Genomic DNA, 22617 nt, shown 5'->3' with positions numbered 1-22617 from the left:
TGGAAGGACCACCGATGACCGACCGGCCCCGGATCGCCCCGGATCTGCTCGCCGCCCTGCTGGAGGCGGCCCCGGCCCGGGTACGCCGCAAACTCGACGCCGCGCCCCGCACCGCCGAGGGGTGGCCCTGGAGCGGCGGTGACGGAACGTGGACCGTCGCCGCCGGCGGTGAGACCGTCACTCTGACCGGAACCGATCTCACCGAACCCGGACACGTCGCCTGCACCTGCCTGCTCGGCCCGCGCTGCCTGCACCTGCTCGCGGTGGCGGGCCTGCTCGACGCCGTCGAGGACGACGGACCCGTCCCGGAGACGTCCTCGACGCCCCCCGCGTCCGCGTCCCCCGACCCCTTGACCGAGGTCGTCGAGGTCGATCCGGCAGGCCGGGCCGCCGCCCACGCCGCCTGGGACGCGGCGGCCCGGGTCCTCGCCGCCGGGGTGCGCTCCGCCGGTTCCGGCCGGCGCGCCGAACTCCTGCGCGCCTCCGCGCTGGCCCGCGCCGCCCACCTGCCTCGTCTGTCCGCCGCCTGCGTCGCGGTGGCCGCGGGCCCGCGCGACCACCCCACCCCGGCCTTCGACCTGTCCGCCTACGTCGCGGACCTGACCGACCTGCTCGACCTGTCCCTGCGCCTGGGCGGCGGCCCCGCCGGCGACCGGCCGCCCCCCACCCGGGCCGACGTGGGCGTGGCCCGTCGGGCCTACACCGAGGTGGGGTCGCTGCGCCTGTACGGCCTGGGCGGGGAACGCGTCGTCACCGCCTCCGGGTACGCGGGGGTGGTCACCCACCTCGTATCGGTGTCCGACGGCGCCCCCCGGTTGTGGCGGGTCGCCGACGTCGCGCCCGGTGACGCCGATCGGGTGACCGCCGCCCACGGCTCACGCGTCTCCTTCGGCGGCATCGCCCTGAGCCACCGCGACCTGGGGCGCGGCGCGCTGATCGCGCAGCGGGCGGGGGCCTCCGCGGACGGTCGGCTCAGCGGGATGTCGGCCACCACGGCCGCCACCATCGACCCGATCCCCTGGGACGAGGGGCCCTTGGCGGCGCTCTGGGAGCGCCCCTTGGCCGACCAGGTCGCCGACGCGCTGGCGGCCCTGGCCGCCCCCACCCGCCGCAGCGGGTCCGATCTGGTCTTCGCCGGGTTCTCCGTGGTCGGCCCCCACCCGGAGGGCGTGGAGGTCGTCGAGACCCGTGAGGGCCGCCCCCACGTGCTCGTCGCCGACGGCCCCCGGGACCCGCTGCGCGCCCGCAACCTGGCCCGGATCGGCCTGAACCGGGGAACGGTGCTGCGTGTCATGGCCCGCCCCGTCCCCGAACGCCCGGGCCGGTTGATCCCGCTCACCGTCTCCGGGCTCACGGGCCTGCCGGACACCCGGCGCGGCCGGCTCGACGTGTCCCTGGACACCCTGAAATGGGCGGATCCTGCTCCGGCCGCCCCGACTGCGGCTCCGGCACCGCTCCCGGTGCCGTCGCCGAAAGCCGAGGCGGCCCTGGCCCGGGTGCTGAGCCGATTCGCGGAGGCGGGCCGGGAGACGGTCTCCGTCGACACCGCCGCGATCGCCCGGCTGCGCGCCCACCACCTGCCCACGGGCGCCGACCTGCTCACCGCCGTGATCGCCGCCGCCCGTGAGCGCGTGCGCACGGTGACGGGGGAGTCGGTGGTGCCGTCCCCCGACGGGGCGGCCGTGGCCTGGCTGGCCGCGTCGACCTACCTGAACGCGGTCCGCGCCCGCCTGAACGCCCTGGCCTGGGCCGGGTGAACCGTGTCAGGGGCGTCGCCAGGCCAGTACCGCCGACCACACCGCCAGGCCGGTCAGCACCAGCGCCAACGGCACGTGCGCCTGGAGCGGACCGTAGGTGCCCAACGCCGCCTGCGGGAAGCCCACCAGGAAGGCCGAACCGCTGACCAGCAGCAACGTTCGGGGCGCTCCGGCGCCCCGGCCGGCGGAGTTCCAGTACCACAACGCCGTCAGCACCTGGAGCGCCGCCATCGCGTGCACACCGAACGCCCCGAAGTAGTGCAGCGGCAGGGCGTCGTGGTTGAACGTCACCAACTGCCCGGCCGTCGCCCCCTCCCACAGGATCGCGGCCAGGTGGGCGAGCACGGCGACGCGCACCGCCCACAGGGGTGTCGGTGTCGTGGTGGTCGTGGTGGTCCGGTCCATAGCGAGGCCTCTTTCGTCGATGGATACGGCGGACCCGGCCATTGTCCCCCCGACGAAGGCCTCCTTCCGTCCACAAGACGACACTGGCCGCATTCCGTTCCCAGGTCCCGCGCCCTTTTCCGCCCGTGAACCCCGCTACGATCGATGCCCATGTCCCGTCTCGACAGCAAGGCCGTGCTCCAGGGCCGCCGCTCCCGTCATTCGATGACCCTCTTCCTGGGCATCACCGTCAGCCTCGTGTGCATGGCGGGCATGCTCGTCTATCTGTGGCTCCTGGCCCTGGCCGGCGGTGCGGCCGCAGGGATCGACGGCGCCACCGGGTTCGTCATCGCGCTGATCGCGGCCGTCATCCCGGCCGGCATCCTGGTCCCGCTCATCCTCATGCTCGACCGCCTCGAACCCGAGCCCGGGTGGGTGCTGTTCTTCGCGTTCGTGTGGGGCGCGGGTGTGGCCGTCGTCGCGGCCCTGTTGCTCAACACCTGGGGATTCGCCAATATCACCGTCCCGATGTTCGGCCAGGAGATGGGCGACCTCCTGGGCACCTCTGTGGTGGCCCCCCTGGTCGAGGAGAGCGCCAAGGGTGCGGTGCTGCTCATCCTGCTGTGGCGGCGCCGCAACGAGATCGACACGTTCACCGACGGCGTCGTCTACGCGGCCATGGTGGCCGCCGGGTTCGCCTTCACCGAGAACATCCTGTACTTCCTCAGCGCCTTCTTCGAAGGAACCCTGGTCGCCACGTTCGCGATCCGGGGCGTCGTCGCCCCCCTCGGGCATCCGCTCTACACGGCGATGATCGGCATCGGTGTCGCGTACGCGGCGATGCGCACCGGTTTCCTCCGACTGCTCGCCCCGGTGGTCGGCTGGTTCTTCGCGGTCCTGTTCCACGGGATGTGGAACGGCGCGACCTACTTCGGCTGGACCGGTCTGGGCCTGGCCTACCTGGTGCTGTTCGTCGTGCTCCTGGGGATCCTGGCGCTGGCCGCCCACGACCGTCGCGGTCAGGTCCAGGCGATCTCCCACTACCTGCCGCCCTACATCTCCACCGGGTTGGTCACCCCGGCGGACATCACCATGCTCAGCACGCTCAAGGGGCGGCGCCTGGCACGCGAATGGGCGGCGCGCAACGCCGGTCAGAAGGGCCGTGAGGCGATGCGCGAGTACCAGTTGGCGGCGACGGAGCTGGCCCTGCTGCACCAGAAGCTGGACAGGGGGATCAGCCGGGAGGACTGGAAGGTGCGCCGCGACGCGTTCCTGGCCCTGATGCACGTCTCCCGGGACGCCTTCCTGGGCCGCGTCCCCCAGCCGTTGGCCCCGGGTTGGGCCGAGCGGCCGACGGACTCGGGGTTCCTACGCCGTGCGGACTTCGCGCACGTCATCGCCCAGGCGCGGGCTCAACAGGAGTACCTGCCACGGCATGGTCAGGGGCCGCGCTGAGCCCTTCGCCCGCCGGCGTCAGCCGGGTGGTGGAGAAGTACAGGCGCGAGATCGCGATCCAGGTCAGGGCCGAACCCAGGACGTGCAGGACGACCAGCACCTCGGGCAGCGCCATCGCGTACTGGACGTACCCGAGGACGCCCTGGGCGATCACCACGAGGAGCAGGAGCACCGTGCTCATCCGGGTGGGGCGGCCCGCTCCGGTGCGGAAGGCCAGGACGACGGCCAGGATCGCGCAGACCAGGGTGAGCCAGGCCAGCGCCGAGTGCACCCTGGTCACGGTCTCCAACGCGAACGCCCACCGGGGCGCGGCGGCGTCGCCGCCGTGCGGGCCCGTGCCGGTGACGACGGTTCCGGCGATCAGCAGCAGGAAGCCGATGACGACCAGGCCGATGCTCAGGGTGTGCAGCATGGGGTCGACCGAGATCCGCGGGGTGCCCTCGGGCTCGCGGGAGCGCACGTACAGCGCCACCGTGACGAAGACCATCACCATGGACAGCAGGAAGTGGGCGCCCACGGAGGCGGGGTGCAGGTCGGTCCACACGGTGATGCCGCCGACGACGCCCTGGCCCAGCACGCCGAAGGGGATGATCGCGGCCAGACGCACCAGGTCCCGGCGGCGCGGCGCGGCGCGCAGGAACGCCACGAACGTGATGACGGCGACCGCCAGGACGATGAAGGTCAGGGTCCGGTTGCCGAACTCGATGGCCGCGTTGAGCGCGGCGTGCCCGGTGTCGATGGGCACGAAGCTCTCGGGCGTGCACTTGGGCCACTCCGAGCAGCCCAGGCCCGAGGAGGTCACCCGCACGGTGGCGCCGGTGACGGCGATCCCGGCGTTGACGACGATGTTGCCCAACGCCCACAGCCGCAGCGATGTCGCGGTGGGGTTCCAGATGCTGCGGGAGAGCACGATCAGGGCCAGCACACCGGCGGCCGCGACGGCGATCTGCCATCCCCACAGGGGAACGCCGAGCAGGACGATGTCCTCCGCCGCCAACGGGGGGAGGGTGGCCACGGCGGACGCCGCGGAGACCGGGGAATCAGACATACGACAGAGCGTAGTACACGCTCCCGGGAGTTCTGACCCGACCCCGCCGACCATCACCACCTGCGCCGACGTCCTTCGGTCGGATCAGACGGAGGAGGCGGACGTACGGGTGGAGCCGGCGCTCGCCGCGATGACGCAGCCCACGGCCAGCCACTGCCACACCGTCAACATCTCGCCCAGCAGGATCAGGCCCACCAGGGCCGCGGCGGCCGGTTGCAGGCTCATCAGCACACCGAACACCCGTGGCGGCATCCGGCGCAGGGCGTTGAGCTCCAGGGTGTAGGGGACCACCGACGACAGCACGCCCACGGCGAGGCCGAACAGCAGCACCCGCCAGTCCAACAGCGACGCCCCGCCCTCGGCGATGCCCGCCGGGGCCATCAGCAGCGCGCCGACCACACTGGCGATCGCCAGCCCCGACGCCCCGTCGAAGCGCCGTCCGGTCGCGGCGCTCAACAGGATGTAGCCCGCCCAGGAGACGGCGGCCAGCACCGCGAACAGGATGCCCCAGGGGTCCAGGGAGCCCGATTCCAGGCCGAGCGCGACCACGCCGAGACCGGCCAGCCCCGCCCACAGCAGGTCGACCCGGCGGCGCGACCCCAGGACCGCGATGGCCAGCGGCCCCAGGTACTCGATCGTCACCGCGATGCCCAGGGGGATGCGCGCGAACGCCTGGTAGATGAAGAAGTTCATCATGGCCAGGGCGACGCCGTAGCCGACCACCACCAGCCAGTCGCCCCGGGTGTGGGCCTTCCACGCCGGGCGCACGACCAGGCCGAGCAGGACGGCGGCGGTCAGCAGCCGCAGCCACACCACGGCGGAGGGCGGCAGCACCTCGAACAGGTTCTTGGCCACGCCCGCGCCGGTCTGCACCGAGACGATACCGACGAGCACCAGCCACACGGGGGGTATCGCCTCCGCCGCGGTGCGCGGAGAGAACGGCGTCCTGGGAGTGGTCGGGGTGCCCATGGTCATTCATCCTATGTTTTCGGGCGCACGCTCCGTTTCCGTGGTCGTCCTTCCTCCGCCGCCCGCCCTCGTCCTTCGGTCCGACGCGGGAGCCGACACCGCCGCCCACAGCATCAGGGACCAGGCCAACAGGACGACGGACGGTTGCAGCAGGGTCATGACCAGTCCGTACACGGTCTGCTCCGCCTGATCGGTCAGGATCTGCGCCCCGATCCACAGGAACGGCAGGGCGGCGGCCGTCAGGTTGACCGCCAACGCCGCCCAGATCACGCCAGAACGGGCCGGGCGTCGCCACAGCACCAGGGCGCCGCCCACCACGAACAGGAACACGGGGGGACCGAGCAGGCGCACGGCCATGAACCAGGGCACTCCGAGGGCTTCCACGGGCGGCACTCTATCGAGAGCGCCGCCGCCGGCGTCCTTGTACCCGAGGGAATGCGCGCGAAAGGTGCAAAACGGTATGACATGCTTCGGTGTTGGACCGAACTCCGTAGAACACGGGAGAGCACCGCCCCATGTCCCGATCCCGCCGCCGCGCCGCCCCCCAGCCCGCAACGGAACGGTACGTCCCCCAATGGCCGGTTCTCGCCGGTGCCGTCGCCCTGGTCCTGGTGGCCGCCATCATCGGTTACATCGGCGGCCTGTTCGTCGCCGACGACGCCGAGGCGGGCGGTGGCGTGATCACCGTCTCGGGCGTCCTCGTCGAACCCCCGAACGCGCCGGAGGACGAACCCGAACCCTCCCCGGAGGCCTCCGAGGAACCGACCCACCCGGCCGGGATCGACCCCGAGGTCGTCTACGTCCTCCAGAACGTGCACGGTGACCGGGTCATGGACGTCGCCCAGGCCGCCACCCACAACGGCGCGCCCGTCCACCTGTGGGACCGCCACGACCAGGGCAACCAGCAGTGGCGCTTCGTTCCCCTCGACGATGGCTTCTACGAGATCGAGGGCATCGGCAGCGGCAAGGTCCTTGAGGTCTCCAACGTCGCGGACGAGCCGCCCACGGCCACCCTGCTGACGCCCACCGGGGCGGCCAACCAGCACTGGACCGTCGTCGACGTCGGCGGCGGTGTGATCCGCCTGATCAACCGGGCCACCGGAAACGCCCTGGAGGGCCAGGGCGGAGCCCCCGACAACGGGACCGCGGTCGTCCAGGCCGCCGACGGTGGGCACGCCTTCCAGCAGTGGCGCCTGATCCCCCTCGGTTGAGCCGGGACGGTCAGGCGAGCAGCAGCTCGTGGACCGTCTTCCAGCAGGTCTCGTCGGTGGCGCCCAGCAGCCCCAGCGCGTCGTCGTCGGGCCGGTAGACCGACCCGTCCGGGCGCCGGGCGACCCCGCCCAGTTCGCTCAGCAACAGCGCGCCGGGGGCGTGGTCCCACGGCAGGGTCCTGTTGAACAGCAGGAAGTCCTGCGAGCCCTCGCACAGCATCGGGTAGTCGACGGCGCAGCAGTGCGTGCCCCCGCCGATCTCGGCGAACCGGGGGAACGCCGCCTCGGCGCGCTCCCTGGTCTCCGGGGCCATGAATCGGCTCATCACCGCGCCGCGCATCTCCCCGGGGTCGGTCGGCGCCGCCTCCCGGCGCAGCCGCACCCCGTCGCGCCAGGCGCCCGATCCGTGTTCGGCGACGTAGGAGCGGTCCCACTCGGGCTGCACGATCCACGCCGCGACGGTCTCGCCGCCGCGCACCAGGGCGGCCATCACCCCGTACTCCCGCCGACCCTCGACGAAGTTGCGCGTCCCGTCCAACGGGTCGACCAGCCACACCACGGGCTCGGTGCGCACCGCCTCCAGCAGCGAGGGATCGGCGGAGGCGGCCTCCTCGCCCACCACGGGCACGTCCATCAGTTCGCGCAGCCGGGCCGTGATGACCTCCTCGGCCTCCCGATCGACGACGGTGACCAGTTCGCCGGGGGACTTCTCCATGACCTCGCCCTCGGCCAGGGAGCGGGCCCGGGGCAGGATGACCTCCCGGGCCGCGTCGCGCAGGATGCCGGTCACCGCGTCCATGTCGATCATGACCGCCATCCTAGGACTCCGCCCCGACACGCCCGTCGGCCCGGGTCCGTGTTCCACTCCCGTACCTGGACCGACACCGGACCGCCGCCGCACCCGCGCGAGCGGTCCCCCCGGTGTCCGTCCGCCCGCGCGGCGCCCGCCCTCATTCCCAGCGGAAGAGACGGGCGGCGAGGACCCCGCAGACGAGGGCCCACACCGTCAGGACGGCGAACGCGCCCAGGGAGGGAAGGGAACCGTCGGTCAGCAACGCCCGCAGACCCGAACTCAGCGCGGTGATCGGCAGCGCCGAGGCCATCGTCGCCAAGGCCGGCGGGAACGCGGTGATCGGGAAGAGCACCCCGCCCAGCCCCAGGAGCAGGATGTAGACCAGGTTGGCCGCGGCCAGCGTGGCCTCGGCCCGCAGCGTCCCCGCCATCAGCAGGGCCAGCGAGCTGAACGCGGCGGTCGCCAGCAGCACCAGGGCGATCGCCGCCGCCACGCCGCCGAGGCTCAGGGCCGGGTTCCACCCCAGGCCCAGCGCCACGGCGCACAGCACCGCGATCTGGATGGTCTGGACGCCCAGCACCGCCAGTGTCTTGGCGGCGAGCAGGCCGAATCGGGACAGGGGGGTGGCCCCCAGCCGCTTGAGCACCCCGTAACGCCGCTCGAAACCGGTACCGATGGCCAGCCCGGTGAACGAGGTGGACATGACCGCCAACGCCAGCACCCCCGGGGTGAGCGCGTCGACCCGCGAGCCCTCGCCGACGTCCAGGACGGAGGTGAGGCTGAAGCCGACCAGCAGCAGCACCGGGATGACCATGGTCAACAGGAACTGCTCGCCGTGGCGCAGCATGACCCGGAGTTCCATGCCGGCCTGCGCGCCGACCATCCGCCACATCGGCGCGGCTCCGGGCGCGGGCGCGAAAAGGGAGGGCCCGCCCGCCGGGCGCGCGCCGCCCGGGGCGGGTGCGGTGGTGCTGGAGGTGTGCTCGGTCATGATTCCCGCAGTTCCCGGCCGGTGAGTTCGAGGAAGACGTCTTCGAGGGTACGCCGTCGCACCCGCAGGTCCTCGGCCAGGACGTCGGCGGACGCGCACCAGGCGGTCACCGTGGCCAGGAAGCCCGGGCCCAGCGCCGCGGGGTCGTCGGTGCCGATGACGTACTCGCGTCGCCCCCCGACACCGTGGGCGGAGGAGATCCGGCTGCCGGCGGGCAGGGCGGCGCGCAGGGTGTCGGTGTCGATGGGGGAGGAGGTGGAGAAGCACACCTCACGGCGGCCGCCCGCCAGCTCCGCGGGGGTGCCCTCGGCCACGACCTCGCCCCGGTCGATGATGACCACGTGGTCGGCCAGCCGTTCGGCCTCCTCCATGTGGTGGGTGGTGAGGATGACGGCGACGCCGGCCTCGCGCAGTTCCGAGACCAGGTCCCAGGTGGCGATTCGGGCCTGGGGGTCCAGGCCGGCGGTGGGTTCGTCGAGGAAGACCAGTTCGGGGCGGCCGATCACGGCGCAGGCCAGCGACAGGCGCTGCTGTTGGCCGCCGGACAGGCGGCGGAACGGGGTGCGTCCCACCGAGGTCAGCCCCAGCCGCTCCAACAAGAGGTCGGGAGGGACGGGGGAGGCGTGGAAGGAGGCCATCAGACGCAGCCACTCGGCGGCGCGCGCGCCGGTGGGGACGCCACCGGACTGGGGCATGACCCCGACCCTGGGCTTGAGGGCGCCGGCGTCGGTGACCGGGTCCATCCCCAGGACCCGCACCCGACCGCCGTCGGCACGGCGGAAGCCCTCGCAGATCTCGATGGTGCTGGTCTTGCCCGCGCCGTTGGGGCCGAGGAGCGCGGTCACCGCGCCCCGGCGTGCCCGGAAGGTGAGGCCGGATACGGCGGTGGTGGCGCCGTAGCGCTTGACCAGATCGACGACCTCGACCGCGGCTGTGTCCATGGCTCCTGAGTTTACGTGCGCTCACGCGGGGCGTTCCACCGCCCGGCGGGCACCGGGTCCGGGGGCCGTTCGGGCGCATTCCTGTTCGTCCGTATCGTGGGATTCGCTTCTCGGTACGCGAGACGAACGATGCGCCTCCGGGTGACCTGAGCTTTTCCCCTCCGGGTTTCGGTGCGATGAACTCCCTGTTAGGCAAGCCTGACCTTCGTGACGAAAGGCATGAATGCGGGTTTGCCACGGTGGACTTATTTACGCCACACTGATGTTGTCTAAACCAGGAGCCGCAGTCCGAAGGAGGAAGGGGAACGTCGTGCCCGACGCCATCAACGTACCCCGGCCCCTGACCGGACCGGAGCGCGGTGCCGAGACCGGTACCCGTGCCCGTGTCGCCCGGCTCATTCTGGAGCAGGGTCCGATCACCGCCTCCGCGTTGGGGGAGCGGCTCGGTCTGACTCCGGCGGCGATCCGCCGCCATCTCGACAACCTGACCGGCGAGGGCATGGTCGAGGCCCGAGACGCCCGACCCCCGGGTGGCCGACGCGGCAGGGGTCGTCCCGCGCGCGTGTTCGCCATCACCGAGGCCGGGCGCGACGCCTTCGTCCACGCCTACGACGACCTCGCCACCAGCGCGCTCCGCTTCCTCGCGGAGGCCGCCGGCCCCGACGCGGTCGGGGAGTTCGCCCGCAGTCAGGTCGCCGACCTGGAGAGGCGCTACAAGCCGCTGCTCGACGCCGTTCCACCCGAACACCGCGTCCGGCTGCTGGCCGAGGCCCTGTCCAACGACGGCTACGCCGCCACCGCCGGCCGGGCACCGGCCCCCGGAGGCGGCGACCAGTTGTGCCAGCACCATTGTCCTGTCGCCCACGTGGCAGCCGAGTTCCCGCAACTCTGCGAGGCCGAGATCGAGGCCTTCTCACGGCTTCTGGGCACCCCGGTGCGCAGGTTGGCCACCATCGCCCACGGCGATGGTGTGTGCACCACGCACGTCACCCCTCGGGGTGAGGGGGCGGGCGGGGACGGCCACGCCCCCGCGACCACCAGCGCCCGCCGCACGGCGGGCGGAGGATTGCAACACCACAAGGACGTCTGAGTCCAGGAGGAGTCCGCGCATGACGTCTATCGCGCATCCCGAGCTCGAAGGGCTCGGAAACTATGAGTACGGCTGGGCCGACTCGGACAAGGCCGGGTCCTCGGCCCGTCGCGGTCTGAACGAAGAGGTCGTTCGCGACATCTCCGCCAAGAAGGACGAGCCGGAGTGGATGACCCGACTCCGTCTCAAGTCGCTCAAGCTCTTCGACAAGAAGCCCATGCCCCACTGGGGCGCGGACCTGTCCAAGATCGACTTCGACAACATCAAGTACTTCGTGCGGTCCACGGAGAAGCAGGCCACCTCCTGGGAGGAACTGCCCGAGGACATCAAGAACACCTACGACAGGCTGGGCATCCCCGAGGCGGAGAAGCAGCGTCTGGTCGCCGGTGTCGCCGCGCAGTACGAGTCCGAGGTCGTCTACCACCAGATCCGTGAGGACCTGGAGGAGCAGGGCGTCATCTTCCTGGACACCGACACCGCGCTCAAGGAGCACCCGGAGCTGTTCCAGGAGTACTTCGGCACGGTCATCCCGGCCGGCGACAACAAGTTCGCCGCGCTCAACACCGCCGTGTGGAGCGGCGGGTCCTTCATCTACGTTCCCAAGAACGTGCACGTGGAGATCCCGCTCCAGGCCTACTTCCGGATCAACACCGAGAACATGGGCCAGTTCGAGCGCACGCTGATCATCGTCGACGAGGGCGCCTACGTGCACTACGTCGAGGGCTGCACCGCGCCGATCTACAAGTCGGACTCGCTGCACTCCGCGGTCGTCGAGATCATCGTCAAGAAGAACGCCCGCTGCCGCTACACGACCATCCAGAACTGGTCGAACAACGTCTTCAACCTGGTCACCAAGCGCGCCGTCGCCGAAGAGGGCGCCACCATGGAGTGGGTCGACGGCAACATCGGTTCCCAGGTGACCATGAAGTACCCGGCCGTCTACCTGATGGGCGAGTACGCCAAGGGCGAGACCCTGTCCATCGCCTTCGCGGGCGAGGGTCAGCACCAGGACACCGGTTCCAAGATGGTGCACTGCGCGCCCAACACCTCCTCCACCATCATCTCCAAGTCGGTGGCCCGCGGCGGTGGCCGCGCCTCCTACCGGGGTCTGGTGCAGGTGCAGGAGGGCGCCCACAACGCCAAGTCCTCCGTCAAGTGCGACGCGCTGCTGATCGACACCATCAGCCGCTCGGACACCTACCCCTACAACGACCTGCGCGAGGACGACGCCGAACTCGCGCACGAGGCGACCGTCTCCAAGGTCAGCGAGGACCAGCTCTTCTACCTGATGAGCCGGGGCATGAACGAGGACGAGGCCATGGCGATGATCGTGCGAGGGTTCGTCGAGCCCATCGCGCGCGAGCTGCCCATGGAGTACGCGCTGGAACTGAACCGGCTGATCGAGCTTCAGATGGAAGGAGCGGTTGGTTAAGTTGACCGGCCCGAGCATCGAACCCAAGGCCCACAGCCATGGCCTCGGGGACATCCCGTTCTCCAAGCTCGCGACCCACGGGTCCTTCGACGTGAACGACTTCCCCGTCCCCAACGGCCGTGAGGAGGAGTGGCGGTTCACCCCGCTGCGCCGCCTCAAGGGCCTGCACGACGGTAGCGCCGTCGCCGACGGCACCGACGAACTCGACATCGACGCCCCCGAGGGCGTCACCGTCGAGACCGTCGGCCGTGACGACGCCCGTCTGGGCACGGCCGGTACCCCGGCCGACCGCGTCATCGCCCAGGCCTACTCGTCCTTCGAGCAGGCCACCGTGGTCACCGTCGCCCGGGGCACCGCCCTGGAGCGTCCGATCACGATCCACCGCCGGGCCCAGGGCGGCACCCGCTACGACCAGTTCGTCATCGAGGTCCAGCCGCTGGCCGAGGCGATCGTCATCCTCGACCAGAAGGGTACCGGCGTGCGCGCCGGCAGCGTCGACGTCCACGTCGGCGAGGGTGCCCGTCTGACCCTGGTCAGCCTCCAGGACTGGGACCGCGACGCCGTCGACGTCACCCAGCACAACGCCCAGATCGACAAGGACGCCACGTTCAAGTCGATCGTCGTCACGCTCGGCGGCGACCTGGTCCGCCTCTCCCCGAAGGTGGCCTACAAGGGGCGCGGCGGCAACGCCGAACTCCACGGCCTGTACTTCACCGGCGACGGCCAGCACCACGAGCACCGCTCGCTCATCGACCACAACGTCTCCAACACCCGCTCGCGGGTGGAGTACAAGGGCGCGTTGAGCGGCAAGGGCGCCCACGGTGTGTGGATCGGCGACGTCATCATCGGCGTGGGCACCACCGGGACGGACTCCTACGAGCACAACCGCAACCTCCAGCTCACCGACGACACCCGCGTGGACTCGGTGCCGAACCTGGAGATCTTCACCGGTGAGGTGGAGGGTGCCGGCCACGCCGCCGCCAGCGGTCGTCTCGACGACATCCACCTGTTCTACCTGCGCTCGCGCGGTATCCCGGAGGAGGAGGCCCGCCGCCTCGTCATCCGCGGCTACTTCCTGGAGCTCATCGGCCGCATCCCGGTCGAGGAGCTCGCCGAGGAGATCATGGTCAAGGTCGAGCGGAAGCTGGCCGCACATGAGTGACACCGGTCGCTGGGTGAAGGTCGCCGAGCTCGCCGAGATCCCCGAGGAGGGGGTCCTCGGGATCGAGACCGACGACGAGACGCCCATCGCACTGGTCCGGAGCGAGGGCGAGGTCTTCGCGCTGCGGGACGTGTGCTCGCACGCGGAGGTCCGACTGTCCGAGGGCGAGGTCGAGGACGGCACCATCGAGTGCTGGCTGCACGGTTCGTGCTTCGACCTGCGTTCGGGCGCGCCGATCAACCCGCCCGCCACTCGACCGGTCCCCACCTATGACGTGAAGATCGACGGCGACGACGTGCTCGTTTCGCTGGATGAGAAGAATTCCTGAGGCCTGAAATGACGAAGTTCGAAATCCGCGGTCTGCGCGCCGACGTCCTCATCGGTGAGGACGAGCGCAGCGAGATCCTCAAGGGCGTCGACCTCACCATCAACTCCGGTGAGACCCACGCCATCATGGGCCCCAACGGCTCCGGCAAATCCACCCTGGCCTACGCCATCGCCGGTCACCCGCGCTACGAGATCACCGAGGGCGAGGTCCTCCTCGACGGTGAGAACCTCCTCGACATGAGCGTCGACGAGCGCGCTCGCGCCGGCGTGTTCCTGGCCATGCAGTACCCGGTCGAGGTCCCCGGCGTGTCCATGTCCAACTTCCTGCGCAGCTCCGTGACCGCGGTGCGCGGCGAGGCTCCCAAGCTCCGCCAGTTCTCCAAGGAACTCCAGGGCGCGATGAAGGACCTGTCCATCGACTCGGCGTTCGCCGCCCGCGGCGTCAACGAGGGTTTCTCCGGCGGTGAGAAGAAGCGCCACGAGATCCTTCAGCTGGAGCTGCTCAAGCCGAAGATCGCGATCCTGGACGAGACCGACTCCGGTCTGGACGTCGACGCGCTGAAGGTCGTCTCCGAGGGCGTCAACCGCGCCAAGGAGAACAACGACCTGGGCGTCATGCTCATCACGCACTACACCCGGATCCTCAACTACGTGAAGCCCGACTTCGTGCACGTCTTCGCGCACGGGCGCATCGCCGAGTCCGGCGGCCCCGAGCTCGCCGACACGCTGGAGTCCGAGGGCTACGAGCGTTTCGTGAAGGTGGGCGCGTAACCCATGACCACGGTCCGCGAGTTCGGTGGGGCCGGTTCCGGCCCGCTCGACGTCGCGGCGATCCGGGAGGATTTCCCGATCCTCTCCCGGACCGTCCGTGACGGGCGCCCGCTGGTGTACCTCGATTCCGGGGCCACCTCGCAAAAGCCCCGTCAGGTGCTGGACGCCGAGCGTGAGTTCTACGAACGCCACAACGCGGCGGTGCACCGTGGCGCGCACCAGCTCGCGGAGGAGGCGACCGACGCCTACGAGGCGGCGCGTGAGACCATCGCCCGGTTCATCGGGGGCGACGTCGGCGAGGTGGTGTTCACCAAGAACGCCACCGAGGCGATCAACCTCGTGTCCTACGCGATGGGCAACGCCGCCACGGCCGACGAGGGGCTGCGCCGCTTCCAGGTGGGGCCCGGCGACGAGATCGTCGTGACCGAGATGGAGCACCACGCCAACCTGGTGCCCTGGCAGGAACTGTGCCGTCGTACCGGGGCCACCCTGCGGTGGTTCCCGGTGACGGCCCAGGGCCGGCTGGACCTCTCGGACATCGACGAACTGGTCAACGAGCGCACCAAGGTGGTCGCCTTCGCCCACCAGTCCAACGTGCTGGGCACCGTCAACCCGGTGGCCGACATCGTCGCCCGGGCCCGAGAGGTCGGTGCCCTGACGGTGCTGGACGCCTGTCAGTCGGTACCGCACATGCCGGTGGACGTGGTGGCGCTGGGCGTGGACTTCCTGGCCTTCTCCGGGCACAAGATGCTCGGTCCCAACGGCATCGGCGTCCTCTGGGGGCGCCGGGAGCTGCTGGAGGCCATGCCGCCGTTCATCACCGGCGGGTCCATGATCGGCGTCGTCCACATGGAGTACTCCACGTGGGCCGAGCCGCCGCAGCGGTTCGAGGCCGGTGTGCCGATGGCCCCACAGGCGGTCGCCCTGGCCGCGGCCTGCGACTACCTGTCGGCCGTGGGCATGGAGCGGATCGCCGACCACGAGCACACGCTGGTGGAGTACGCGCTCAAGGAGCTGGACGCCGTCGAGGGGCTGCGGATCGTCGGCCCCACCGAGGCCGTCGACCGCGGCGGCGCGGTGTCCTTCGAGGTGGAGGGCATCCACCCGCACGACCTCGGGCAGGTGCTCGACGACCGTGGGGTGGAGGTCCGGGTGGGTCACCACTGCGCCTGGCCCCTGCACCGCAAGTTGGGCGTCATCGCGTCCACCCGGGCGTCGTTCTACCTCTACAACACCACGGAGGACGTGGACGCGCTCGTGTCGGCCGTCAAGGTCGCGCAGGAGTTCTTCGGAACCCGGGGTTAGGGCCGCGCACCCGAACCCCGACACGACGCGACCCCGGAACGAGGAACACCCTGACATGCAGCTGGACGCGATGTACCAGGAGATCATCCTGGACCACTACCGGAACCCGCACCACAAGGGGCTGCGGGAGCCGCACAACGCCGAGGCCCACCACATCAACCCCACCTGTGGGGACGAGGTGACGCTCCGCGTGGCGCTGACCTCGGCGGAGGGGAGCCTGCTGGACGACCGCGCGGTCGTCAGCGACGTCTCCTACGAGGGCATGGGCTGCTCGATCAGCCAGGCCAGCACCTCGGTGCTGACCGACCTGCTGATCGGACGCACGGTGGCCGAGGGGATGCGGACCCTGGAGGCATTCACCGAGCTGATGCACTCCAAGGGCAAGGGCGAACCCGACGAGGAGGTCCTGGAGGACGCGGTGGCGTTCGCCGGGGTGTCCAAGTACCCGGCCCGGATCAAGTGCGCCCTCCTCGGATGGATGGCGTGGAAGGACGCGGTGTCGCAGTCCCTGGAGAAGGAAGGCGTTTGACCCGATGAGCGAGAACGAGACCACCACGACCGAGGCCGCGCCGGCCGAGGTCCCCCTGTCCCCCGAGGCCGAGGCGCTCGTCGAGGAGATCGCCGAGGCGCTCAAGGACGTCATCGACCCCGAACTCGGCGTCAACGTCGTCGACCTGGGACTGCTGTACGGGGTGAACGCCGACGACGCGGTGATCACCCTGGACATGACCTTGACCAGTGCCGCCTGCCCGCTCACCGACGTGATCGAGGACCAGGCCGTGAGCGCGCTGGACGACTTCGAGCGCGAGGTCAAGATCAACTGGGTCTGGATGCCGCCGTGGGGTCCGGACAAGATCACCGACGACGGTCGTGACCAGCTGCGCATGCTGGGCTTCAACGTTTAGAGGTCGTTCGACGGCGACGGGCCGGGCACCCTTACGGGGCCCGGCCCGTCGCCGTGTCAGCGCACCCGTTGTGTGACGGCGATGCACCCCAGGACCACGAGGGCGGCGGGCAGGGCGAACGGGTCTATGCGCTCGCCCAGCAGGAGGGCCGCCCACACCAGGGTGAGCAGGGGCTGGGCGAGCTGGATCTGCCCGGCCCGCGCCACGCCGATCAGGCCCATCCCGCTGTACCACGGCACGAATCCGCCGAACTGGCTGACCAGGGCGAGGTAGGCCGTTCCGGCCAACGCGGAGGGGGTCGGCTCGGCCGGTTCCAGGGCCAGGGCGAGGGCGGTGGCGGGCAGGGTGAGGGGAAGCGCCAGCACCAGGCCCCAGGCGATCACCCGCCAGCCGGGCAGCGCTACCGACAGTCGTCCGCCCTCGGCGTACCCGTAGGCGCAGGTGAGCAGGGCGCCGAAGAGGAAGAGGTCCCCGAGCCCGGGCGCACCGCCGGTCCGGACGAGGGTGAACCCGGCGACCGCCGCGGCACCGACACCGGCGGCGGCCCAGAACGCGGGGGAGTGGCGGACCCCGCCTCGGACGGTGGCGAGGACGGCGGTGGTCACCGGCAGCAGTCCGACGACGACGGCGGCGTCGCCCGCCCCGGTGCTCCCCAGCGCCAGTGAGGACAGCAGCGGGAACCCCACCACGCAGCCCGCGGCGACCGCCGCCAGTGCGGGCAGCTGCGCGCGGGTGGGCAGTGGGGCGCGGACGGCGGCCAGGCACCCGGCGGCGATCAGCCCGGCGACCGAGGCCCGCAACACCGCCGTGGTCCACGGGCCGAACCCCTCCAAGGCCAGCGCGGTGGCGGGGAGGGTGAAGGAGAAGGCGGCCACCCCGAGGAAGGCCAGAACGGCGCCGTTCGGAACCGCTACCGAAGATGAGGTGGTAGCGCTATCGTCTAATCTCATGAACAAGGGTAGCAGTGACCGTGATCTGGCCGATTTCTTGCGCCGGGAGTTCGAGCGCTACGCTCCGGGGGAGCGGTTGCCCGCCAGCCGGTCCTTGGTGGAGCGGCACGGAGTGGGACCGGGGACCCTGTCCCGGGCGATGGCCCGCCTCGTCGCCGAGGGGCTCGTGGTCACCCGCCCCGGCGCGGGTTCCTTCCGGGCCGGAGAGCCGGTCCGCCGACTCGCGCGGGACACCTCCTGGCAGGAGGTCGCCCTGGACGCGGTGCCCGAGGCCGGCGGGATCCCGCGCAGTGTGGACGACTCCGGGCTCACCGCGACCTTCGCCCCCGCCCCGCCCGGGGTGATCTCCCTGCACGCCGGCTACCCGCACGCCTCACTGCGCCCGGACCGGGAGCTGTCCGCCGCCGTGACCAGGGCCGCCCGCCGACCGGGTGTGTGGGGGAGCCCGCCCTGGGAGGGGGTGACGGAGCTGCGCGACTGGTTCGCCCGGGAGATCGACGGGGCGTCTCTGGACGCCTCGCACGTGCTGGTGACGGGGGGCGGGCAGAGCGCCCTGGCCACCGCGCTGCGGGCCCTGGCCCCGCCCGGGGCGCCGGTCCTGGTGGAGTCGCCGACCTACCCGGGGCTGCTGGCGGTCGCCCGCGCCCTGGGCATGCGTCTGGTTCCGGTCCCGGTGGACGAGGACGGGTTGCGGGTGGAACTGCTGGTCGAGGCGTTCGCCGGCACCGGTGCCCGGGTGCTGGTGTGCCAGCCCCTGTTCCACAACCCGACGGGCGCGGTGCTGGCACCGGAGCGAAGGGCCGGGGTGCTGCGCGCCGCCCGTGAGGCGGGCGCGTTCGTGGTGGAGGACGACTTCGCCCGGCGGCTGGCGCACACCGACGCCCCGCCGTCGCCGCCGCCCCTCATCGCCGACGACCGACACGGGACGGTGGTGCACGTCCACTCGCTGACCAAGGCCACCTCCCCCGGCCTGCGGGTGGGCGCCCTGGCGGCGCGCGGTCCGGTGCTGCGCCGACTGCGCGCCGTCCAGGTGGTGGACTCCCTCTTCGTGCCCCGGGTCCTCCAGGAGACGGTCCTGGAGCTGGTGGGCTCCCCGGCCTGGGGACGGCACCTGCGGGCGCTGTCCGAGGGGCTGACCCGGCGGCGCACGGCGGTGGCGGCCGCTCTGCTGGAGCGGGCGCCACTGGTGGAACCGGTGCTCCGACCGGGCGGCTACCAGGTGTGGGTGCGCCTGCCCGACGGTACCGATGAGGACGCCGTCGCGGGGACGGCCCTGCGCGCCGGGGTGAAGGTGGCGGCCGGGCGGCCGTTCTTCCCCGGGGAGCCGCCCGCGCCGTACCTGCGGCTGGCCTTCGCCGACACGTCGGGTCCGGAGGAGGCCGCCGAGGGGGTGCGGCGGCTGGCCGGGGCGCTGGCGGGGCTCTGAGAGGCGGGGACGGAGCGGGGACGTCCCGCGCCTCCCCTGAGCGGTCCCCGTCCCCCGGCTGTCCGGTCGCGGCGCTCGTCGCCCGCCCCTGGGGGCGGAGGGTGGGCGACGGCGTCGACGCGGCGACCGCCGGGCCTCGAACCCGGTTCCCGCGCCCCGTGCGCCCCGGCACGAGGCGGAGCGGCGACCGCCGTGCCTCCTTCCGCCCGTTCCCGTTCCCCGGGCGCGAGAGAGCCGTGGGCCGCTCTCGGCGGGCGGTGGCGGGTGGCGGGTGGGCAGGAGGGCGGCGGAGGTTCGGGGGCACGGTTCAGAAGGGACCGCAGGCGTCGGTGAGCCCGGCCAGCGCGTGGACCTCCACCGCCACCTCCTCGGGGGACTCGACGGGTCGGCTGAAGGACAGTCGGACGTCGTGGTCGCCGTCGGGGGCCTCGAAGCGCAGGGTCATGCCGTAGCGGTCCACCCCCAGGGGGCGCGGCCGGGACAGGGGGACGGGGGCGGGGCAGGCCCCGGCCAAGGCCATGAGCAGGTCCGGGTGGTCCTCCTCCAGGTGACGCAGCCAGGGGCCCTCCCAACGGCCCAGCGGGTCCGGCAGGGCCCGGACGAACTCGTCGGTGCCGAGCAGGTGACAGCCCTCGGTGTCGGAGTGCACCACCAGGTAGGGCTCCAGGACGACCATGGTGCGGCCGTGGCCGATGTCGAGCAGGCGCTCGTCGGGGTCGTCGCGGATCAGCCGCAGGGCGCGCATGCGCGCCGTCGCCTCGTCCAGGGCGGTGAGGGTACCGCTGATCCACAGCAGGGAGCGCGTGGGGTCGCGCAGGGCGACGGCGCCGGTGTCCGTGAACTCCACGGTGGCCGCGGTGCGCCCCCGGGCCATCTCGTCCAGCAGGTGATGGCGGTCGGGGAGCAGCAGGCTCACCGTGCCTCCGGGGTGCACGTGGCAGGCCGGGTCGACGAGGTGGAGGGTGCCGCCCTGGGTCGTGACGGTGGCGGGGTTGGGTCGGGACAGGACCGCGCGGGCGCGCTCGGCGGGCGAGGGGGCCAGGTGTCGGGAAGTGTGCAGGGGAACCACCTCAACTGTTATTAGGTAAGGCTAACCTACAAGAATGGTGAGGTGGAGGGAAAGCCCCGGAGGGTAAAAAAACGGGCCCCCGGCCGGGGGCCCGGGGCCTTCTCACCGTGGGTTCAGTGCGCGGCGAACAGGCCGGCGCGCAACTCTCCCGCGATGTCGTTGTCACCGCGTCGGGTGAGCAGTTCGACCAGCGACGGCGGATCGGTGGGGGCCCGCTCGTCGCTGTCGGTGATCCGGCGGGACAGGATCTTCAGCGCCTCCTCGGTGGAGGCCGGGGCGGTGTACCCGCTCAGGTGCAGAGCCCGCGCGGTCGGCGAGTAGTTGCTGAGATCGGTCGCGGGCAGTTTGCGCGCGTCCAGTCGGTCCCCGGACACCGTGATGAAGACGCGGTCGCCGGGCTGGGCCGCCTGCCGGCGCAGCAACGGCCGCAGGGAGTCGAACGCGGGCTGGTCGCGCCAGACCAGGACCAGCAGGTCCGCGCCGGGCGCGGTCAGGCACAGCAGACGGCCGGGCTGGAGGCCCAGGTGCGCGGCGTACCCCGGGGGCACGGCCACCGGGGCGCCGTTGAGGTGGTCGGCGGTGATGTCGATGCGGTGCCACCAACGGCCGTCGGGGGCCCGGAAACAGCGGGCCGCCATGGCCGGGTCGCCGGGCAACGACCGCCCCGCGGCGCCGGGGGACGCCAGGGGCGGTGCCGCGATCGGCGCCGGGGCCTGAGGCATCCGGTGGACGTCCGGCTCCGTCGGGAAGGACGCGCCGGGGGCGACGGGCCGTTGCTCGGCGGCTTCCGCCACCGAGCCGTCGAGGCGACGGCGGATCGGCAGGCCGTTCTCCGTGGTGGCCCCCGAGTCCTCCGGGGTGGTGTGCCCGGGGTGCCCGCCGGGCGCCTCCAGCGGCACGGTCGGGTCGACGATCACCTGTCCGTCCTGAAGGCTCACCCCGGGCGTGCTGAGCAGCCAGGCGCGCAGTTCCTGTTGCCGGATGCCGATCCGGCCCAGGCGGATGCCCGCCTCGGTCAGGCCGGGGCCGTCCCCCAACAGCTCACGGGTCTGCCACCGCAGCCGGCCCGGGTCGTCGGCGATGAGCCAACCGTTGTGCATACGGCGGTCGGTGAACAGGGTGATGACCACCCGCCACAGGGGCGTGTTCAGGGTCGGCACGTCCACCGGGTGGTCGGGGTGGGCGTTGATCAACCGATCGATCGTGGTCGCCGAACCCAGTTGCTCCGACAGGTCCCGCAGGTGCTTGGTGATGGGCGCGCCCTCGGGCGAGTTGAGCCACCGCAGCAGGCGTTCCTCGACCTTGCGCTGGGCGCCGCGGATCTCGGTGACGTCGACCGCGATCTGTTCGGAGAGCACCCGGATGCTGATGGGGTCGGTGGCGAACAGCCGTTCGGCGGCCACCGTGCGCTCCAACTCGGGCCAGGAACGGAACATCTCCTCGACCATGTCCACCAGGGGATGCTCGCCCAGGGCGGGTGCCGGGGGCCGTTCCTCCGGCTCGGTGCGGTGCTTGGGAGGTCCGAAGCTGGGTCTGCGCAGGGTGCGTCCCGGGCCCAGCAGCGAACTGCGGAACTGCGAGCGCAGGTCGCCCACCCCGGTGGCCGGGCCGGCGGCCTCGGCACCGAGCTCCGAACCGGGGATCATCGCCGCGGAACTGACCATGGCGATCGCCGGTGGTGCCTCGTGCCCGTTCACCGCGAGGGCGACGGGTTCGTCCTGTTCCCCGGCGCGCTGGGCGCGCAACGCCCGGAGGGTGCGGATGGCCCGGGTGGCCGGGGTCTGCGGCGGCGTCGAGTCGTTTCCGGCCCCCTCGAAGGCCACGTCGTGCTCGGCGCCGGTGGCGTTGGTGAGGTAGTCCAGGGCGTTGTGCACGTGTTCGGGTGCGGAGTCGGGCAGCCAGTGCGCGATGGTGCGCACCGCCTCCAACATCAACGCGGGGGAGGGGGTGGGGCCGCCGGGCAGTTCCCCGCAGGGGCGCAGGGCCCGCCAGGCCACGGTGCTCACCACGTCCATGAGACGGCAGTCGCCCAACGGCCACTCACCGATCTCCTGGGGCGGACTGGAGATCAGGCGTTCCCAGTCCCCCGCGGTGGACACGACGGCGCTGCGCACCGGTTCGGCCAGGTCGGCGCATTCCACGACCTGGGCGCGCAGGTTCGGCAGGAACTCGCCCAGGGGGATGTGTCCCCACTGCTCCACGGCCAGACGCGCGATCCCGTGCGCCAACCAGGGCGGTCCGGCGATCTCCAGGACCCGGGCTACCGGCAGCGAGTGCCACCAGCCGTCGATCAGCCGGTCATGGTGGAGTAGGGGTGCCACATCCGGCGACTTCGACCATCGCAGCGCGGGCGCGAGGTCGACGAGGCAGATCGGAGAGACGGCGTTCATCCGCTGGGGACCTCGACCTCCTGGTGTCTGCACGTGAATTGGGGAGGAACCGCACGGGCCTTCGGTTCGATGCACCACAGTACGCGCCCTTCGCCCGCGGGGGAGCCCGGACCGGAAGAAGGCCGGGGCGCCACGGGTGGGCACGGCGGGCCGGGGGACAGAGGTGCCGTGAGCACTTCCGGAGATCGTACGTCCCTTGACGCCACATGGGTAGCCCCGGGCCGTCCCGCTCCGCGCGGAG

At 71.9% G+C, this 22617-nt stretch carries 22 protein-coding genes; 12 read left to right on the top strand and 10 right to left on the bottom strand.

The features are described from left to right. Nucleotides 1-14: 14 nt before the first annotated feature. Entirely contained in the window at nt 15-1757 is a 1743-nt protein-coding gene (locus PWG71_RS20145) for a hypothetical protein (protein WP_274811468.1), read from the top strand. 6 nt (nt 1758-1763) lie between these two features. On the opposite strand, the gene PWG71_RS20140 is transcribed toward PWG71_RS20145, so the two are convergent. Beyond that, complete coding sequence (locus tag PWG71_RS20140) at nt 1764-2162, bottom strand: hypothetical protein (protein WP_274811467.1); 399 nt, start codon at nt 2160-2162, stop codon at nt 1764-1766. 150 nt (nt 2163-2312) lie between these two features. On the opposite strand from PWG71_RS20140, the gene PWG71_RS20135 reads away from it, so the two are divergent. Further along, nucleotides 2313-3596 carry a PrsW family intramembrane metalloprotease gene (locus PWG71_RS20135; protein ID WP_274811466.1) on the top strand — a complete coding sequence of 428 codons (1284 nt, stop codon included), beginning with the start codon at nt 2313-2315 and terminating at the stop codon, nt 3594-3596. Here PWG71_RS20135 and PWG71_RS20130 read toward each other — a convergent pair. The 3 genes from PWG71_RS20130 to PWG71_RS20120 form a co-directional block, all read right to left on the bottom strand. Beyond that, nucleotides 3535-4644, bottom strand: a complete 1110-nt coding sequence (locus tag PWG71_RS20130; protein WP_274811465.1) for a COX15/CtaA family protein — start codon at nt 4642-4644, stop codon at nt 3535-3537. The genes PWG71_RS20135 and PWG71_RS20130 overlap by 62 nt on opposite strands. A gap of 84 nt (nt 4645-4728) precedes the next feature. Beyond that, nucleotides 4729-5613, bottom strand: coding sequence for an EamA family transporter (locus PWG71_RS20125; protein ID WP_274811533.1), 885 nt, complete (start codon nt 5611-5613; stop codon nt 4729-4731). Nucleotides 5614-5619: 6 nt separating this feature from the next. Next, nucleotides 5620-5997, bottom strand: a complete 378-nt coding sequence (locus tag PWG71_RS20120; protein WP_274811464.1) for a hypothetical protein — start codon at nt 5995-5997, stop codon at nt 5620-5622. Nucleotides 5998-6128: 131 nt separating this feature from the next. Here PWG71_RS20120 and PWG71_RS20115 point away from each other — a divergent pair, with 131 nt between their 5' ends. Next, nucleotides 6129-6824 carry an RICIN domain-containing protein gene (locus PWG71_RS20115; RefSeq protein WP_274811463.1) on the top strand — a complete coding sequence of 232 codons (696 nt, stop codon included), beginning with the start codon at nt 6129-6131 and terminating at the stop codon, nt 6822-6824. Nucleotides 6825-6834: 10 nt separating this feature from the next. Here PWG71_RS20115 and PWG71_RS20110 read toward each other — a convergent pair whose 3' ends face one another. The 3 genes from PWG71_RS20110 to PWG71_RS20100 all read right to left on the bottom strand — a co-directional run bounded on the left by PWG71_RS20110 (nt 6835) and on the right by PWG71_RS20100 (nt 9549). Beyond that, nucleotides 6835-7632 carry an inositol monophosphatase family protein gene (locus PWG71_RS20110; protein WP_274811462.1) on the bottom strand — a complete coding sequence of 266 codons (798 nt, stop codon included), beginning with the start codon at nt 7630-7632 and terminating at the stop codon, nt 6835-6837. A 142-nt stretch (nt 7633-7774) separates the two neighbouring features. Continuing rightward, the gene (locus tag PWG71_RS20105; RefSeq protein ID WP_274811461.1) at nt 7775-8608 is read right to left on the bottom strand and encodes an ABC transporter permease; all 834 of its coding nucleotides are present in this window, start codon (nt 8606-8608) and stop codon (nt 7775-7777) included. Then, complete coding sequence (locus PWG71_RS20100) at nt 8605-9549, bottom strand: ABC transporter ATP-binding protein (RefSeq protein ID WP_274811460.1); 945 nt, start codon at nt 9547-9549, stop codon at nt 8605-8607. Before PWG71_RS20100 ends, PWG71_RS20105 begins: the two co-directional genes overlap by 4 nt. 310 nt (nt 9550-9859) lie before the next feature. On the opposite strand from PWG71_RS20100, the gene PWG71_RS20095 reads away from it, so the two are divergent. Genes PWG71_RS20095 through PWG71_RS20060 form a run of 8 tightly spaced genes read left to right on the top strand, consistent with a single transcriptional unit; the run spans nt 9860 to nt 16541 of the window. After that, nucleotides 9860-10639, top strand: coding sequence for a helix-turn-helix transcriptional regulator (locus tag PWG71_RS20095; protein ID WP_274811459.1), 780 nt, complete (start codon nt 9860-9862; stop codon nt 10637-10639). Between the two features lie 19 nt (nt 10640-10658). After that, on the top strand, nt 10659-12071 hold the full coding sequence (sufB, locus tag PWG71_RS20090) for a Fe-S cluster assembly protein SufB (RefSeq protein WP_274811458.1): 1413 nt from the start codon (nt 10659-10661) through the stop codon (nt 12069-12071). Nucleotide 12072: 1 nt separating this feature from the next. Continuing rightward, nucleotides 12073-13233 carry a Fe-S cluster assembly protein SufD gene (gene sufD / locus PWG71_RS20085; protein ID WP_274811457.1) on the top strand — a complete coding sequence of 387 codons (1161 nt, stop codon included), beginning with the start codon at nt 12073-12075 and terminating at the stop codon, nt 13231-13233. Then, a complete protein-coding gene (locus PWG71_RS20080) occupies nt 13226-13561 on the top strand; it encodes a non-heme iron oxygenase ferredoxin subunit (RefSeq protein ID WP_274811456.1) in 336 nt (111 codons plus the stop codon). The genes sufD and PWG71_RS20080 overlap by 8 nt, the downstream gene beginning before the upstream one ends. Before the next feature lie 8 nt (nt 13562-13569). Further along, the gene (gene sufC / locus PWG71_RS20075; protein ID WP_274811455.1) at nt 13570-14331 is read left to right on the top strand and encodes a Fe-S cluster assembly ATPase SufC; all 762 of its coding nucleotides are present in this window, start codon (nt 13570-13572) and stop codon (nt 14329-14331) included. Between the two features lie 3 nt (nt 14332-14334). Further along, a complete protein-coding gene (locus PWG71_RS20070; protein ID WP_274811454.1) occupies nt 14335-15636 on the top strand; it encodes a cysteine desulfurase in 1302 nt (433 codons plus the stop codon). A 55-nt stretch (nt 15637-15691) separates the two neighbouring features. Continuing rightward, nucleotides 15692-16165, top strand: coding sequence for a Fe-S cluster assembly sulfur transfer protein SufU (sufU, locus tag PWG71_RS20065; RefSeq protein ID WP_274811453.1), 474 nt, complete (start codon nt 15692-15694; stop codon nt 16163-16165). A gap of 4 nt (nt 16166-16169) precedes the next feature. Further along, complete coding sequence (locus PWG71_RS20060; protein WP_274811452.1) at nt 16170-16541, top strand: metal-sulfur cluster assembly factor; 372 nt, start codon at nt 16170-16172, stop codon at nt 16539-16541. A gap of 56 nt (nt 16542-16597) precedes the next feature. Here PWG71_RS20060 and PWG71_RS20055 read toward each other — a convergent pair whose 3' ends face one another. After that, entirely contained in the window at nt 16598-17491 is an 894-nt protein-coding gene (locus PWG71_RS20055; RefSeq protein ID WP_274811451.1) for a DMT family transporter, read from the bottom strand. On the opposite strand from PWG71_RS20055, the gene PWG71_RS20050 reads away from it, so the two are divergent. Beyond that, nucleotides 17490-18917: an aminotransferase-like domain-containing protein gene (locus tag PWG71_RS20050; protein WP_274811450.1), complete on the top strand. Its 1428-nt coding sequence runs from the start codon at nt 17490-17492 to the stop codon at nt 18915-18917. The two genes, PWG71_RS20055 and PWG71_RS20050, sit on opposite strands and share 2 nt — an antisense overlap. A gap of 307 nt (nt 18918-19224) precedes the next feature. On the opposite strand, the gene PWG71_RS20045 is transcribed toward PWG71_RS20050, so the two are convergent. Continuing rightward, nucleotides 19225-19986 (bottom strand): DUF2470 domain-containing protein, encoded by a 762-nt coding sequence (locus PWG71_RS20045; protein WP_274811449.1) that lies wholly within the window; start codon nt 19984-19986, stop codon nt 19225-19227. A 113-nt stretch (nt 19987-20099) separates the two neighbouring features. After that, nucleotides 20100-22376 carry a hypothetical protein gene (locus PWG71_RS20040; protein WP_274811448.1) on the bottom strand — a complete coding sequence of 759 codons (2277 nt, stop codon included), beginning with the start codon at nt 22374-22376 and terminating at the stop codon, nt 20100-20102. Nucleotides 22377-22617: the final 241 nt, after the last annotated feature.

This window comes from Nocardiopsis sp. N85, from assembly GCF_028882275.1.
GTDB classification, from domain to species: Bacteria; Actinomycetota; Actinomycetes; order Streptosporangiales; family Streptosporangiaceae; genus Nocardiopsis; species Nocardiopsis lambiniae.
Note: the sequence above shows the minus strand (reverse complement) of the source record. Positions and strands in the feature narration are given on the sequence as shown.

Coding starts and splice junctions, on each gene's coding strand:
- PWG71_RS20145 (WP_274811468.1), top strand. CDS start 15: ATGACCGACCGGCCCCGGATCGCCCCGGATCTGCTCGCCGCCCTGCTG.
- PWG71_RS20140 (WP_274811467.1), bottom strand. CDS start 2,162: ATGGACCGGACCACCACGACCACCACGACACCGACACCCCTGTGGGCG.
- PWG71_RS20135 (WP_274811466.1), top strand. CDS start 2,313: ATGTCCCGTCTCGACAGCAAGGCCGTGCTCCAGGGCCGCCGCTCCCGT.
- PWG71_RS20130 (WP_274811465.1), bottom strand. CDS start 4,644: ATGTCTGATTCCCCGGTCTCCGCGGCGTCCGCCGTGGCCACCCTCCCC.
- PWG71_RS20125 (WP_274811533.1), bottom strand. CDS start 5,613: ATGGGCACCCCGACCACTCCCAGGACGCCGTTCTCTCCGCGCACCGCG.
- PWG71_RS20115 (WP_274811463.1), top strand. CDS start 6,129: ATGTCCCGATCCCGCCGCCGCGCCGCCCCCCAGCCCGCAACGGAACGG.
- PWG71_RS20110 (WP_274811462.1), bottom strand. CDS start 7,632: ATGATCGACATGGACGCGGTGACCGGCATCCTGCGCGACGCGGCCCGG.
- PWG71_RS20105 (WP_274811461.1), bottom strand. CDS start 8,608: ATGACCGAGCACACCTCCAGCACCACCGCACCCGCCCCGGGCGGCGCG.
- PWG71_RS20100 (WP_274811460.1), bottom strand. CDS start 9,549: ATGGACACAGCCGCGGTCGAGGTCGTCGATCTGGTCAAGCGCTACGGC.
- sufB (WP_274811458.1), top strand. CDS start 10,659: ATGACGTCTATCGCGCATCCCGAGCTCGAAGGGCTCGGAAACTATGAG.
- PWG71_RS20080 (WP_274811456.1), top strand. CDS start 13,226: ATGAGTGACACCGGTCGCTGGGTGAAGGTCGCCGAGCTCGCCGAGATC.
- sufC (WP_274811455.1), top strand. CDS start 13,570: ATGACGAAGTTCGAAATCCGCGGTCTGCGCGCCGACGTCCTCATCGGT.
- PWG71_RS20070 (WP_274811454.1), top strand. CDS start 14,335: ATGACCACGGTCCGCGAGTTCGGTGGGGCCGGTTCCGGCCCGCTCGAC.
- sufU (WP_274811453.1), top strand. CDS start 15,692: ATGCAGCTGGACGCGATGTACCAGGAGATCATCCTGGACCACTACCGG.
- PWG71_RS20060 (WP_274811452.1), top strand. CDS start 16,170: ATGAGCGAGAACGAGACCACCACGACCGAGGCCGCGCCGGCCGAGGTC.
- PWG71_RS20050 (WP_274811450.1), top strand. CDS start 17,490: ATGAACAAGGGTAGCAGTGACCGTGATCTGGCCGATTTCTTGCGCCGG.
- PWG71_RS20055 (WP_274811451.1), bottom strand. CDS start 17,491: ATGAGATTAGACGATAGCGCTACCACCTCATCTTCGGTAGCGGTTCCG.
- PWG71_RS20040 (WP_274811448.1), bottom strand. CDS start 22,376: ATGAACGCCGTCTCTCCGATCTGCCTCGTCGACCTCGCGCCCGCGCTG.